Source organism: Pseudomonas sp. SWRI68, assembly GCF_014269165.1.
GTDB lineage: Bacteria > Pseudomonadota > Gammaproteobacteria > Pseudomonadales > Pseudomonadaceae > Aquipseudomonas > Aquipseudomonas capeferrum.
Map to the genome: position 1 here is coordinate 172,317 of NZ_JABWRU010000004.1, position 13,385 is coordinate 185,701.

13 protein-coding genes are annotated in these 13,385 nt (G+C 63.1%); 10 read left to right on the forward strand and 3 right to left on the reverse strand.

Translation table 11 applies throughout. From position 1 onward, the window contains the following. Window positions 1-99: 99 nt before the first annotated feature. Both metK and HU770_RS08910 read right to left on the reverse strand, forming a co-directional pair. Window positions 100-1,290, reverse strand: coding sequence for a methionine adenosyltransferase (gene metK / locus HU770_RS08905; RefSeq protein ID WP_033701884.1), 1,191 nt, complete (start codon window positions 1,288-1,290; stop codon window positions 100-102). A 19-nt stretch (window positions 1,291-1,309) separates the two neighbouring features. Further along, the gene (locus HU770_RS08910; protein WP_033701883.1) at window positions 1,310-2,302 is read right to left on the reverse strand and encodes a metalloregulator ArsR/SmtB family transcription factor; all 993 of its coding nucleotides are present in this window, start codon (window positions 2,300-2,302) and stop codon (window positions 1,310-1,312) included. A 248-nt stretch (window positions 2,303-2,550) separates the two neighbouring features. Here HU770_RS08910 and tkt point away from each other — a divergent pair, with 248 nt between their 5' ends. The 9 genes from tkt (at window position 2,551) to HU770_RS08955 (ending at window position 11,938) form a co-directional block, all read left to right on the forward strand. Next, on the forward strand, window positions 2,551-4,548 hold the full coding sequence (gene tkt, locus HU770_RS08915; RefSeq protein ID WP_033701882.1) for a transketolase: 1,998 nt from the start codon (window positions 2,551-2,553) through the stop codon (window positions 4,546-4,548). A 152-nt stretch (window positions 4,549-4,700) separates the two neighbouring features. Continuing rightward, window positions 4,701-5,762, forward strand: coding sequence for an erythrose-4-phosphate dehydrogenase (epd, locus tag HU770_RS08920; protein ID WP_033701881.1), 1,062 nt, complete (start codon window positions 4,701-4,703; stop codon window positions 5,760-5,762). Between the two features lie 12 nt (window positions 5,763-5,774). Continuing rightward, a complete protein-coding gene (locus HU770_RS08925) occupies window positions 5,775-6,938 on the forward strand; it encodes a phosphoglycerate kinase (RefSeq protein ID WP_186663499.1) in 1,164 nt (387 codons plus the stop codon). Window positions 6,939-6,970: 32 nt separating this feature from the next. Next, window positions 6,971-7,189, forward strand: coding sequence for a hypothetical protein (locus tag HU770_RS08930; protein ID WP_033702581.1), 219 nt, complete (start codon window positions 6,971-6,973; stop codon window positions 7,187-7,189). Between the two features lie 64 nt (window positions 7,190-7,253). Continuing rightward, the gene (locus HU770_RS08935) at window positions 7,254-7,583 is read left to right on the forward strand and encodes an MliC family protein (RefSeq protein ID WP_186663500.1); all 330 of its coding nucleotides are present in this window, start codon (window positions 7,254-7,256) and stop codon (window positions 7,581-7,583) included. 100 nt (window positions 7,584-7,683) lie between these two features. Further along, the gene (fba, locus tag HU770_RS08940; RefSeq protein ID WP_016501943.1) at window positions 7,684-8,748 is read left to right on the forward strand and encodes a class II fructose-bisphosphate aldolase; all 1,065 of its coding nucleotides are present in this window, start codon (window positions 7,684-7,686) and stop codon (window positions 8,746-8,748) included. A gap of 214 nt (window positions 8,749-8,962) precedes the next feature. Then, window positions 8,963-11,089, forward strand: a complete 2,127-nt coding sequence (locus tag HU770_RS08945) for an EAL domain-containing protein (protein ID WP_186663501.1) — start codon at window positions 8,963-8,965, stop codon at window positions 11,087-11,089. Window positions 11,090-11,128: 39 nt separating this feature from the next. Further along, complete coding sequence (locus HU770_RS08950; protein WP_186663502.1) at window positions 11,129-11,629, forward strand: M48 family metallopeptidase; 501 nt, start codon at window positions 11,129-11,131, stop codon at window positions 11,627-11,629. Window positions 11,630-11,641: 12 nt separating this feature from the next. Beyond that, window positions 11,642-11,938: a winged helix-turn-helix domain-containing protein gene (locus tag HU770_RS08955; protein WP_186663503.1), complete on the forward strand. Its 297-nt coding sequence runs from the start codon at window positions 11,642-11,644 to the stop codon at window positions 11,936-11,938. Window positions 11,939-11,968: 30 nt separating this feature from the next. Here the strand turns inward: HU770_RS08955 and HU770_RS08960 are convergent, their stop codons facing one another. Continuing rightward, window positions 11,969-12,421, reverse strand: coding sequence for a GNAT family N-acetyltransferase (locus HU770_RS08960; protein ID WP_186663504.1), 453 nt, complete (start codon window positions 12,419-12,421; stop codon window positions 11,969-11,971). 218 nt (window positions 12,422-12,639) lie between these two features. Here HU770_RS08960 and HU770_RS08965 point away from each other — a divergent pair, with 218 nt between their 5' ends. Continuing rightward, window positions 12,640-13,377 carry a transporter substrate-binding domain-containing protein gene (locus HU770_RS08965; protein ID WP_186652819.1) on the forward strand — a complete coding sequence of 246 codons (738 nt, stop codon included), beginning with the start codon at window positions 12,640-12,642 and terminating at the stop codon, window positions 13,375-13,377. Window positions 13,378-13,385 lie beyond the last annotated feature (8 nt).

A 13,385-nucleotide genomic window follows, 5' to 3' on the forward strand; every position in this document is an offset into this window, starting at 1 on the left:
TTGTCAGTCGATATGTCACAACGCTCACGGCGAAAACCTGAAAAGCAAAAGCCCCTGCCGATCGCTCGGCAGGGGCTTTCGTTTACCGCTGTAGGAAAATTACAGCCCGGCAGCGTCACGCAGCGACTGGGCGCGGTCGGTGCGCTCCCAGGTGAAGGTGGTGAAGGTGTCGTCGCCGACAGTCTTCTGCTGTGGCGTGCGGCCGAAGTGGCCGTAGGCAGCGGTTTCCTGGTACATCGGGTGCAGCAGGTCGAGCATCTTGGTGATGGCGTACGGGCGCAGGTCGAAGCACTCGCGCACCAGCTGTACGATCTTCTCGTCCGAGACCTTGCCGGTACCGAAGGTGTTGATCGAGATGGACGTCGGCTGGGCCACGCCGATGGCGTAGGACACCTGGATCTCGCAGCGCTCGGCCAGGCCGGCAGCAACGATGTTCTTGGCCACGTAGCGGCCGGCATAGGCGGCCGAACGGTCGACCTTGGACGGGTCCTTGCCGGAGAACGCGCCACCACCGTGACGGGCCATGCCGCCGTAGGAGTCGACGATGATCTTGCGCCCAGTCAGGCCGCAGTCACCCACCGGGCCACCGATGATGAAGTTGCCGGTCGGGTTGATGTGGTACTGGGTGCCCTTGTGCAGCAACTCGGCCGGCAGGGTGTGCTTGACGATCAGCTCCATCACCGCTTCCTGCAGGTCTTTTTGCGACACCTCAGGGTTGTGCTGGGTGGACAGGACGACGGCATCGATACCGACCACCTTGCCGTTTTCGTAGCGGCAGGTGACCTGCGACTTGGCGTCCGGGCGCAGCCACGGCAGCAGCTTGGACTTGCGCGCTTCGGCCTGGCGCTCGACCAGGCGGTGCGAGAAGCAGATCGGCGCCGGCATCAGCACGTCGGTTTCGTTGCTGGCGTAGCCGAACATCAGGCCCTGGTCGCCAGCGCCCTGGTCTTCCGGCTTGGAGCGGTCGACGCCTTGGGCGATGTCTACCGACTGCTTGCCGATGATGTTCATCACGGCGCAGGTGGCGCCGTCGAAGCCGACGTCGGAGCTGTTGTAGCCGATGTCGATGATGACCTTGCGTACCAGCTCTTCGAGGTCGACCCAGGCGGAAGTGGACACTTCGCCGGCGATGATGGCGACACCGGTCTTGACCAGGGTTTCGCAGGCTACGCGGGCGTATTTGTCCTGAGCGATGATGGCATCAAGGACAGCGTCCGAAATCTGGTCGGCGATCTTGTCCGGATGCCCTTCGGACACGGACTCGGAGGTGAAAAGGGAGTATTCGCTCATCTCGAAGGGTTCCTAAAATTTACCGATGGTGTATGTCGCCAGTCGCCCGCTGAAAGTGGCGGACCTGTATCTGGAAACCGTTACGCAAGCCCACGTAGAGGCTGTCCCCGGGGACCAGCCCGGCAACGTTGGCCCAACGGGCCAGGTCGTCCTGTTCGAAGCCCAGCCAGAGGTCGCCGCAGGCATCCCGCGCCCACCCCTGGTCATGGCTGCACAGTTCGGTGACCAGCAGGCTGCCGCCCGCTTTCACCCGTTTGGCCAGCAGGCGCAGGGCCAGGGCCGGGTCGCTGAAATGGTGCAGGACCATGTTCAGCACAACGCAGTCGGCTGCCACATCCGTTGCATCCAGTGCATCGGCCAACTGCAGGTTCACATTGTCCAGGCCTTCACGCTGGCAGACCTGGCGGGCCAGCTCGAGCATGGTCGGGCTGTTGTCCAGCGCGGTCACCGTGCCGAAGCGCCGCGCCAGGTCCGGCAGGAAGCCGCCGTCGCCGGGGCCTACCTCCAGTGCACTGGCAGCCGGGCCGAAATTCAGTTTGTCGAGCATGGCCAGCAGGCTTTCGCGGTACTGCGGCAGGCCGGCGATCAGGTCTTGCTGGGCGCGGAATTTTTCTTCCACGCGCTGGAAGAAGTCCTGGCTGGTGGCCGCACGGCGCTGCTGCACCTGGGCGATACGTGCCTGTACCGCCGGTGGCAAGGTCAGGTCGTCGACCTCCTCGAGCAGCGCCGTGTGCAGGCGCCCGCCAAGGCGCAGGCTGTCGGGCAGGGCGCGGCGGTAGAAGATGGCGTTGCCTTCGCGGCGGGTAGCCACCAGCTCGGCCTGGGCCAGTACCTTGAGGTGATGGCTCATGCCGGACTGGCCGATGTCGAAGATTTGCGCCAGTTCCAGTACGCCAAACGAATCGCTGGCCAGTGCACGCAAGACATTCAGGCGCAGCGCATCGCCACTGGCTTTGCACAGGGCAGCCAGTGTGTCGCTTCGCTCGGGGATCGATTGCGCACGGAGGTTCATGGGGCGGCAGTCTAGACAGGCATCGTTGCCCCCGCAAGACCAATATCAAAAAGTTTTGATATTGGCGATGAGCTGCGAGTCGCAAGGCTCAAGCTGCAAGAATAGAGCGTTCCGCGCGCGGGTCTGCTTTCGCTTGCAGCTTAAAGCTTGCCGCTCGCAGCTTTAATGTTTGCCCCCAGCCCCCCCAGTGGGCGAAAATGACCGCCTTTTTTCGTTTCACTACTTATTCAAGCCCCAGGAGATCAGCGATGCCCAGCCGTCGTGAACGTGCCAACGCCATTCGTGCACTCAGCATGGATGCCGTGCAAAAGGCCAACAGCGGCCACCCAGGTGCCCCTATGGGCATGGCGGATATCGCCGAAGTGCTTTGGCGCGACTATCTGAAGCACAACCCGAGCAACCCGAGCTTCGCCGACCGTGACCGCTTCGTGCTGTCCAACGGCCACGGCTCGATGCTGATCTACTCGCTGCTGCACCTGACCGGCTACGACCTGTCGATCGACGACCTCAAGGCCTTCCGCCAGTTGCACAGCCGTACCCCGGGCCACCCGGAATACGGCTACACCCCGGGTGTCGAGACCACCACCGGCCCGTTGGGCCAAGGCCTGGCCAACGCCGTGGGCTTTGCCCTGGCCGAGAAAGTGTTGGGCGCGCAGTTCAACCGTGACGGCCACAACATCGTCGACCACAACACTTACGTGTTCCTCGGCGACGGCTGCATGATGGAAGGCATCTCCCACGAAGTCGCCGCTTTGGCTGGCACCCTGGGCCTGGGCAAGCTGATCGCGTTCTACGACGACAACGGCATCTCCATCGACGGTGAAGTCGAAGGCTGGTTCACCGATGACACGCCCAAGCGTTTCGAAGCCTACAACTGGCAGGTGATCCGCAACGTCGACGGCCACGATGCCGAAGAAATCAAGATGGCGATCGAGACCGCGCGCAAGAGCGAGCAGCCGACCCTGATCTGCTGCAAGACCATCATCGGCTTCGGCTCGCCGAACAAGCAGGGCAAGGAAGACTGCCACGGTGCCCCGCTGGGCAACGACGAAATCGCCCTGGCCCGCAAAGCACTGAACTGGAACCACGGCCCGTTCGAAATCCCGGCCGACATCTATGCCGAGTGGGACGCCAAGGCCGCCGGTGCCAAGGCTGAGGCCGAGTGGAACCAGCGCTTCGACGCCTACGCCAAGGCACACCCGGAGCTGGCTGCCGAGTTCAAGCGCCGTGACAGCGGCGAGCTGCCGGCCGACTTCTCGGAAAAGGCCCAGGCCTACATCAATGAAGTCGCTGCCAAAGGCGAGACTATCGCCAGCCGCAAGGCCAGCCAGAATGCCCTGAACGCTTTCGGCCCGCTGCTACCTGAGTTCCTCGGCGGCTCGGCTGACCTGGCCGGTTCCAACTTGACCCTGTGGAAAGGCTGCAAGGGCGTCGAAGCCCATGACGCCAGCGGCAACTACGTGTACTACGGCGTGCGCGAGTTCGGCATGACCGCGATCATGAACGGCGTTGCCCTGCACGGCGGCCTGGTGCCTTACGGCGCGACCTTCCTGATGTTCATGGAATACGCCCGCAATGCAGTGCGCATGTCGGCCCTGATGAAGCAGCGCGTGATCCACGTCTACACCCACGACTCCATCGGCCTGGGCGAAGACGGCCCGACTCACCAGCCGATCGAGCAGCTGACCAGCCTGCGCAGCACGCCGAACCTGGACACCTGGCGCCCAGCCGACGCGGTCGAAGCGGCCGTGTCCTGGAAAAACGCCCTGGAGCGCAACGACGGCCCATCGGCGCTGATCTTCTCGCGCCAGAACCTGCAGCACCAGGACCGCGACGCCCAGCAGATCGCCGACATCAGCCGCGGTGGCTACATCCTCAAGGACTGCGCTGGCGAGCCTGAGCTGATCCTGATTGCCACCGGTTCCGAAGTGGGCCTGGCGGTTCAGGCCTTCGACAAGCTGACCGAGCAGGGCCGCAAGGTCCGCGTGGTCTCCATGCCGTGCACCAGCGTGTTCGATGCCCAGGACGCTGCCTACAAGCAGTCGGTACTGCCTCTGGAAGTGGGCGCGCGCATCGCCATCGAAGCTGCCCATGCCGACTTCTGGTACAAGTACGTCGGCCTGGAAGGTCGTATCATCGGCATGACCACCTACGGTGAGTCGGCCCCGGCCTCTGCCCTGTTCGAAGAGTTCGGCTTCACCCTGGAGAACATCCTGGGTACCGCCGAAGAGCTGCTGGAAGACTGATACAGGCAAAGTGAGGGCCGCAGGCCCTCATTCGCGGCACAAGGCCGCTCCCAGAGGATCTGCATAAACCGCAGTACCCTGTGGGAGCGGCCTTGTGCCGCGAATGGGCCGCATGGCGGCTCCGTTCAACCGCCGGAGTTCAAGAGCTACCTATGTCCCACCCGCGTCCCTACAAAGTTGCACTCAACGGTTATGGCCGCATCGGCCGCTGTGTCCTGCGCGCGTTGTTCGAGCGGGGGGCGAAGGCCGGTTTCGAGATTGTCGCGCTGAACGACCTGGCCGATCAGGCCAGCCTTGAATACCTGACACGCTTCGACTCCACCCACGGGCGTTTCCCCGGTGAGGTGAAGGTCGACGGCGATTGTCTGCATATCAATGGTGACTGCGTGAAGGTAATGCGCAGTGCCACCCCGGAAGGCATTGACTGGGCCGCCCTGGGCATCGACCTGGTGCTGGAGTGCTCCGGCGCCTACAACACCCGCGCCGATGGCCAGCGTTTTCTGGATGCCGGCGCGCCACGCGTGCTGTTCTCGCAGCCCATGGCCAGCGAGGCGGACGTGGACGCCACGGTGGTCTACGGCATCAACCAGGCGTGCCTGACCGGCAGCGAGCGCCTGGTGTCCAACGCGTCGTGCACCACCAACTGCGGCGTGCCGCTGTTGCGTGTGCTGGACCAGGCGTTCGGCATCGAATACGTGCAGATCACCACCATCCACTCGGCGATGAACGACCAGCCGGTGATCGACGCCTACCACCACGAAGACCTGCGCCGCACGCGTTCGGCGTTTCAGTCGGTGATCCCGGTGTCCACCGGGCTGGCACGCGGCATCGAGCGGTTGCTGCCGGAACTTGCCGGGCGAATCCAGGCCAAAGCGGTACGCGTGCCGACCGTCAACGTGTCGTGCCTGGACATCACCCTGCAGACCGCCCGCGACACCAGTGCCGCCGAGGTCAACCGGGTGCTGCGCGAGGCAGCGCTGGAAGGCCCGCTCAAAGGATTGCTGGCCTACACCGAGCTGCCCCACGCCAGCTGTGATTTCAACCACGACCCGCATTCGGCGATCGTCGATGCCAGCCAGACCCGTGTTTCCGGCCCCCGCCTGGTGAACCTGCTGGCCTGGTTCGACAACGAATGGGGGTTCGCCAACCGTATGCTCGACGTCGCCGAACACTTTCTGCACGTCGTTCACCCAACCCGCAACAAACAGCCCTGAAGGACTGCATTCATGACCGTGTTGAAGATGACCGACCTCGACCTGCAAGGTAAACGCGTACTGATCCGCGAAGACCTCAACGTGCCTGTGAAGGACGGTGTGGTAACCAGCGACGCGCGTATCCTGGCAGCGCTGCCGACCATCAAGCTGGCCCTGGAGAAGGGTGCGGCGGTAATGGTCTGCTCGCACCTGGGCCGCCCTACCGAAGGTGAATTCTCGGCCGAAAACAGCCTTAAGCCGGTCGCCGAGTACCTGAGCAAGGCCCTGGGCCGCGACGTGCCGCTGGTCGCTGACTACCTGGCCGGTGTCGAGGTCAAGGCCGGTGACCTGGTGCTGTTCGAGAACGTGCGCTTCAACAAGGGCGAGAAAAAGAACGCCGACGAACTGGCGCAGCAATACGCTGCCCTGTGCGACGTGTTCGTGATGGACGCCTTTGGTACTGCCCACCGCGCCGAGGGTTCGACCCATGGCGTGGCCAAGTTCGCCAAGGTTGCCGCCGCTGGCCCACTGCTGGCTGCCGAGCTGGACGCCCTGGGCAAGGCCCTGAAGGCCCCGGCCAAGCCAATGGCGGCCATCGTTGCCGGCTCCAAGGTTTCCACCAAGCTGGACGTGCTGAACAGCCTGAGCAGCGTCTGCGACCAACTGATCGTTGGTGGCGGTATTGCCAACACTTTCCTGGCCGCTGCTGGTCACACTGTGGGCAAGTCGCTGTACGAGCCTGACCTGGTCGACACCGCAAAAGCCATCGCCGCCAAGGTCAGCGTGCCGCTGCCAGTCGACGTGGTGGTCGCCAAGGAATTCGCCGAAAACGCTGAAGCCACCGTCAAGGCTATCGCCGACGTTGCCGCTGACGACATGATCCTGGACATCGGCCCACAGACTGCAGCCAACTTCGCCGAGCTGCTGAAGTCGTCGAAGACCATCCTGTGGAACGGCCCCGTCGGCGTGTTCGAGTTCGACCAGTTCGGCAATGGCACCAAGGTGCTGGCCAAGGCCATCGCCGAAAGCCCTGCGTTCTCCATCGCCGGTGGCGGTGACACCCTGGCGGCGATCGACAAATATGGCGTCAGCAAGGAAATCTCCTACATTTCTACCGGTGGTGGTGCCTTCCTCGAGTTCGTCGAGGGCAAGGTACTGCCGGCTGTGGCGATCCTGGAAGAGCGGGCTAAAGCCTGACAATGGCGGCGCCTGGCAAAGGGAGCGACCTGATGGTCAAGCAATTGCCTGTGATGATCCTGGCCGGCCTGCTGAGTGCCTGCTCCGGCAGCCCCTCTTCGGACGATGACCCGGCGCAGCCGCCCAAGGGCGGTTGCTACCAGTCCGAGTGGCAGGCCGAAACCGTACCGGTCATCAACAAGCGCGTGGGCCCTGAAGGCCTGGAGAAGTATGACGAAGACCACCAGCGCAAGGCTCCAGGCTGCCCTTGAACCGATGCGCTTCGTCGGAGCAGGCAACCAAGCGACCGTTGTGTGGTCATCTAGAGGATACGTAATGAAAGCGCTGATGGCCTTGATGGCCCTGGCGACACTGGCAGGATGCTCACTGCTGCAGCCGGCGCAACCCGCCCCGGCAGACGACTGGACCCGTTGGGTCTGTGACAGCCAGGCCGAGGTGCTGTGGCGCTTCGCTGACCCGCAGCAGGACTTGGTCGACGTCCGCCTCGGTGGCGGCGACCAGGTCTACCGGCTCAAATCCGAGCCGAGCGCGTCGGGCGCGATGTACAGCGATGGCGTGCTGGCCTTCCACACCAAGGGCGAAGAAGGCCTGGTGTACTGGGTGGCAACCAACGATCTGATTGGGCGGGGCTGCAAGGCACCGTGACTGGCCGGGCTGCCATGGTGGCCCACACTACTTGAACAGCAACCGCCCCTGCGGCAGGCTTGCACGAAACAAACGACGCTTGTCGGGAGAGAGATACACAATGGCACTCATTAGCATGCGCCAGATGCTGGACCACGCCGCCGAGTTCGGTTACGGCGTTCCAGCTTTCAACGTCAACAACCTCGAGCAGATGCGCGCCATCATGGAAGCGGCCGACAAGACCGATTCCCCCGTGATCGTCCAGGCTTCGGCCGGTGCCCGCAAGTACGCCGGCGCGCCCTTCCTGCGTCACCTGATCCTGGCCGCCATCGAAGAGTTCCCGCACATCCCGGTGTGCATGCACCAGGACCACGGCACCAGCCCTGACGTGTGCCAGCGTTCGATCCAGCTGGGCTTCAGTTCGGTGATGATGGACGGCTCGCTGGGCGAAGACGGCAAGACCCCGACCGACTATGAGTACAACGTCCGCGTTACCCAGCAGACCGTTGCCATGGCACACGCCTGTGGCGTTTCGGTAGAAGGCGAGCTGGGCTGCCTGGGTTCGCTGGAAACCGGCATGGCGGGTGAAGAAGACGGTATCGGCGCCGAAGGCGTGCTGGACCACAGCCAGATGCTGACCGACCCGGAAGAAGCGGCCGACTTCGTCAAGAAGACCCAGGTCGATGCCCTGGCCATCGCCATCGGTACCAGCCACGGTGCGTACAAGTTCACCAAGCCACCTACCGGTGACGTGTTGGCGATCGACCGCATCAAGGAAATCCACAAGCGCATCCCCAACACCCACCTGGTCATGCACGGTTCGTCCTCGGTGCCACAAGAGTGGCTGGCGATCATCAACCAGTACGGCGGCGACATCAAAGAGACCTACGGTGTACCGGTCGAAGAGATCGTCGAAGGCATCAAGCACGGCGTGCGCAAGGTCAACATCGACACCGACCTGCGCCTGGCGTCCACCGGTGCCATGCGTCGCCTGATGGCGCAGAACCCAAGTGAGTTCGACCCGCGCAAGTTCTTCGGTGAAACCGTCAAGGCCATGCGTGACGTGTGCATCGCCCGTTACGAAGCCTTCGGTACTGCCGGCAATGCCTCCAAGATCAAACCGATCTCCCTGGAAGGCATGTACCAGCGCTACCTGAAAGGTGAGTTGGCCGCCAAGGTCAACTGATTCGCAGGCCGCACTGAAAAAACCCGCAGCGATGCGGGTTTTTTTATGCCCGCGCTCAAGCGCGCAGATATTCACGGCAGAGCAACCGTTAGTCGGCTACCGTACAGTTTAGGCACTGATAGCGTTCTGATTGCATTGCTTGTTACAAACTCGGGTCTAGAGTAATTATCGGATCCAACCGCGATGTGAAGTCGGTCACAAATAGAGAAGCAGCATGGATGGCGCTCACCCTCAACCTCAGCCAGTGGATGGCAGCTCGGTTCTGCTGGTAGTAGACGATTACCCCGAAAACCTCATCAGTATGCGGGCCTTGCTGGCCCGGCAGGATTGGCAAGTGTTGACTGCCAGTTCAGGGACAGAAGCCCTGACCGCGTTGCTCGAGCACGACGTCGACCTGGTTTTGCTGGATGTACAAATGCCGGAAATGGACGGCTTCGAAGTCGCCCGGCTAATGCGCGGCAGCCAGCGTACACGGCTGACCCCGATCATTTTCCTCACCGCCAACGAGCAGTCCGATGCCGCTGTGCTCAAGGGTTACGCCAGTGGCGCCGTGGACTACATGTTCAAGCCGTTCGACCCGCAAATTCTCAAGCCCAAGGTCCAGGCCCTGCTCGACCAGCAGCGTAACCGGCGCATGCTGCAACGCCTGAGCCGCGAGCTGGAAGCGGCGAGGGCATTCAACGCCTCGATCCTGGAGAACGCTGCCGAAGGCATTCTGGTGGTGAATGCCGCAGGTACCATCAGTTTCGCCAACCCGGCCATTTCACGCTTGCTGGCCGCTGCGGTGGAGCAATTGCAGGGCGCCCAGTTGCTTGACCTGGTGCAGATGGCCAATGCCAATCTGTGGAACGAGTCGGACTTCTACCAGGCCTACCTGGGGCGGCAGATCTTTCGCGTGCACGATGCCCAGTTGCGCACCCTGGGTGGCCAACTGGTGCCGGTCGCGCTGTCCTGTGCGCCGTTGCCGGCCGATCAGCAGGCGATGGTGGTGACGGTGCTGGACATGTCGGTGGTGCGCAACCTGCACCAACAGCTTGAGTACCAGGCGGTGACCGACCCACTCACCGGCCTGCTCAACCGCCGCGGCTTCTATCAGTCTGCCGAGGGCGTGCTGCTGCGCAACGAGCGTTCGGACAAGGCCCAGGCGCTGATGTACATGGACCTGGATGGCTTCAAGCGGATCAACGACTCGTTGGGTCATGAGGCGGGCGATCGCGTGCTGCGCTGGGTGGCAGAACAGCTCAAGGACTGCCTGGGCAGCGAGGCGTTATTGGCGCGGATGGGCGGTGACGAGTTCACGGCGTTGTTCGACAGCCTGCCGTACCCCGAGCAGGCCGGGCGTTACGCCGAGCGACTGCTCGAGCGCGTTTCGATCAGCCAGCAGATAGAAGGGCTGGATGTATGCCTTGGCGTCAGCATTGGCATCGCCACCTTTCCTGACTGTGGCGCAACTGTCGAAGGCCTGTTGCGGGCTGCGGATGCGGCGATGTATGCGGCCAAGCAGGCCGGGCGTCAGCAGTATCGCTTCTATGACCAGGAGCTCAACGGCCGGGCGCGCTCACGGCTGATGCTCGAAGACAGCGTGCGCGCCGCTATCGAGCAGCACGATTTCAGCCTGGTGTATCAGCCCCAGGTGGCTTTTGCCGACGGCCACCTGCGCGGTTTCGAGGCGTTGCTGCGCTGGCAGCACCCCAGTGTTGGCGATGTGCCCCCGGGGCTGTTCATCCCCTTGCTGGAAGAGGCGCGGCTGATCAACCGCCTGGCCAGCTGGATCTACCGCCAGGGCGCGGCCCAGCGCCAGGTCTGGTGCGAACGTTTTGCCCAGGGGCTGGTGCTGGGCATCAGCCTGAGCCGCGCCCAGTTCGTCATGCCGGGCCTGGTCGAGGAGCTGCAGCGGGTGATCCAGGACTACCAGCTGGACCCGGCGCAGCTAGAGGTCGAGGTGGCAGAGACGTCGTTGATGTACAACATCGACGCGGCCGTGAAGCAGATACACCGGCTGCGCGAACTGGGCGTGCGGGTGGCGCTGGATGATTTTGGCGCCGGTGACTGCTCGTTGCGCATGCTGCGTGACTTGCCGATCGACACCCTCAAGCTCGACCGCCATCTGGTTGCGCGCTTGCCGGGCTCTGCGGTAGACGCCGCGCTGGTGCGCAGTGTGATCGGCTTGTGCGCCGACTACCGCATCACGGTGATTGCCGAAGGCGTGGAAACCCCGGCCCAGGCCGACTGGCTCAAGGCCAATGGCTGTGCCTACGTGCAGGGGTTTCTGGTTGCACACCCGATGACGGCGGCGGATGCCAGCGGCTTCCCGGCGATTTTCTCCTGGCCCCGGCCATGATTGGCTAGAATCGCCATTCGCCCCGCCGAATGCAGTGCCATGACCGTATTACGTTACTTGCAAGCCTACCCGCCACACCTGCAGGAGCAGGTACGGCAGATGATCGACAGCGACCGCCTGGGGGGCTACCTGCAGCGTCGCTACTCCGACCGCCATGACGTGCAGAGCGACAAGGCGTTGTACAGTTATGCCCAGGACTTGCGCCAGCAGTACCTGCGCAGCGCGCCCAGCCTGGACAAGGTGCTGTTCGACAACCGCCTCGACCTGACCCACCGTGCCCTGGGGCTCAACACGGCGGTATCGCGGGTTCAGGGTGGCAAGCTCAAGGCGAAGAAGGAAATCCGCATCGCCTCCTTGTTCAAGGAGGCCGCGCCGCAGTTTCTGCGCATGATCGTGGTGCACGAGTTGGCGCACCTGCGTGAGCGCGACCATAGCAAGGCGTTTTACCAGCTCTGTCAGCACATGGAGCCGGACTACCACCAACTGGAATTCGACCTGCGCGTCTACCTGACCTATCGGGAGCTGCCGGGCAACTGTTAAGGACCACGCAGCATGGCAGTGAGCAAGACCAAGAGCAGCTTCTACCGGCGCCTGTACGTGGCCTGGCTGATCGACAGCCAGACTGCGACCAGCGTGCCGGCCCTGATGGAGGCCACCGGCATGCCACGGCGCACCGCCCAGGACACCATCGCCGCCCTGGCCGACCTGGATATCATCTGCGAGTTCGAGCAGCAGGAGGGCGCGCGCAATCATGCCGGGCACTACCGCATTCATGACTGGGGCGCGATCGACAAGCAGTGGATCATCCAGCATTTGCGGCAGATCCGAGAAGTGCTGGGGTATCGGTGATTGTGGGGGCGCAAAACGCCCCCGGCTTTCTCAGCCCTTACGCATGCCGATGTGCGGTATGTCATCCTCCAGGTATTGCTCGCCAACCGCTTCGAACCCATGCCCTGCGTAAAACCCTTGCAGATGCGCCTGCGCCGACAGATACACCGGCGTCTCCGGCCAGCAATGCTCGGCAGCCTCCAGCCCTTTCAGCAGCAACGCATGCCCAAGCTTCAGCCCACGCGCCGCCGGTGAGGTCACCACGCGCCCGATCACCACATCCCCCCCCTGGGATTGCGGGTCGAGCAGGCGCAGGTAGGCCACCAGCTTGTCATCCTGCCACGCCATCAAGTGCAGGGTATCGCCGGCCAGGTCCTGGCCATCGACTTCCTGGTAACTGCAGCGCTGCTCGACCACGAACACTTCGGTGCGCAATTGCAGGATGGCGTAGAGCTGGTCCTTGCTCAGGTCGGTGTGGTGCTTGCAGAGCCAGTCGATAGACATTGGCGAACTCCTTGAATGGGCCGTCGATCATCGCAAATCCTGTGGCTGTGGACGAGTGGATGATTGCTGCAGGGCATTGCCTGCGCGTCTCGGCCAAAATAGAGGCAAAATGACACTATTGCCCGCTGCCGTGAGCCACGGCTTTGTGTACTCTCATCCGCAGTCGCGGCAAAGGCCGCCTACACAGTGTGCGCCCTCCATTGCAAAAGGACTTGAGCATGCGGCCACTGCTTGGTGTTCTGGGATTGCTGGCAGCCCTGCTGGCTGCGCCAGCCCTGGGTGAAGACAAGCTGCGGCTGGTGGCAGACAAATGGCCACCGTTCACCGATGCAAGCATGCCGGGCGGCGGTTTGGCGACCAGCATCGTTACCACGGCACTGACCCGGGCCGGCTACGCCAGCGGGTTTGAGGAGGCGCCATGGGCACGGGCCTTGATGGGCGTCAGCGAAGGGCGCTACGACGTGTTGATCAATGCCTGGTACAACGACTCACGTACACGCATCGGGCATTTTTCCAACGCTTATCTGAACAACAAGATTCACCTGCTCAAACGCAAGGGTGAGGCCTTCGCCTACCAGCAGCCGTCCGATTTGTACCCCTACAGCATCGCCGTGGTGCGCGATTATGCCTATTCACCCGAGTTCGACAGCGACACCCGCTTGCACAAGGTGGCGGTGCGCAACTTCTCGTCGGCCGTGCGCATGCTGGCAGCCGGCCGGGTGAACCTGGCGGTGGAGGATGAATACGTGGCCCGTTACAACCTGCAACGTGAACCGCAGGCGGTGCGCGATGGCGTGGAGATGGTCGAGCCGCCTCTGGGGGAGAACAGCCTGCATATTCTGGTCAGCCTCAAGCACCCCCAGCACCAGCAGATCGTCGAACGTTTCGAGCGGGCGATAGCGGCGATGAAGGCGGATGGCAGCTATGCGCGCCTGCTGCGCCAGCATGGTTTTTGACCCAGGCC

Coding starts and splice junctions, on each gene's coding strand:
- metK (WP_033701884.1), bottom strand. CDS start 1,290: ATGAGCGAATACTCCCTTTTCACCTCCGAGTCCGTGTCCGAAGGGCAT.
- HU770_RS08910 (WP_033701883.1), bottom strand. CDS start 2,302: ATGAACCTCCGTGCGCAATCGATCCCCGAGCGAAGCGACACACTGGCT.
- tkt (WP_033701882.1), top strand. CDS start 2,551: ATGCCCAGCCGTCGTGAACGTGCCAACGCCATTCGTGCACTCAGCATG.
- epd (WP_033701881.1), top strand. CDS start 4,701: ATGTCCCACCCGCGTCCCTACAAAGTTGCACTCAACGGTTATGGCCGC.
- HU770_RS08925 (WP_186663499.1), top strand. CDS start 5,775: ATGACCGTGTTGAAGATGACCGACCTCGACCTGCAAGGTAAACGCGTA.
- HU770_RS08930 (WP_033702581.1), top strand. CDS start 6,971: ATGGTCAAGCAATTGCCTGTGATGATCCTGGCCGGCCTGCTGAGTGCC.
- HU770_RS08935 (WP_186663500.1), top strand. CDS start 7,254: ATGAAAGCGCTGATGGCCTTGATGGCCCTGGCGACACTGGCAGGATGC.
- fba (WP_016501943.1), top strand. CDS start 7,684: ATGGCACTCATTAGCATGCGCCAGATGCTGGACCACGCCGCCGAGTTC.
- HU770_RS08945 (WP_186663501.1), top strand. CDS start 8,963: ATGGATGGCGCTCACCCTCAACCTCAGCCAGTGGATGGCAGCTCGGTT.
- HU770_RS08950 (WP_186663502.1), top strand. CDS start 11,129: ATGACCGTATTACGTTACTTGCAAGCCTACCCGCCACACCTGCAGGAG.
- HU770_RS08955 (WP_186663503.1), top strand. CDS start 11,642: ATGGCAGTGAGCAAGACCAAGAGCAGCTTCTACCGGCGCCTGTACGTG.
- HU770_RS08960 (WP_186663504.1), bottom strand. CDS start 12,421: ATGTCTATCGACTGGCTCTGCAAGCACCACACCGACCTGAGCAAGGAC.
- HU770_RS08965 (WP_186652819.1), top strand. CDS start 12,640: ATGCGGCCACTGCTTGGTGTTCTGGGATTGCTGGCAGCCCTGCTGGCT.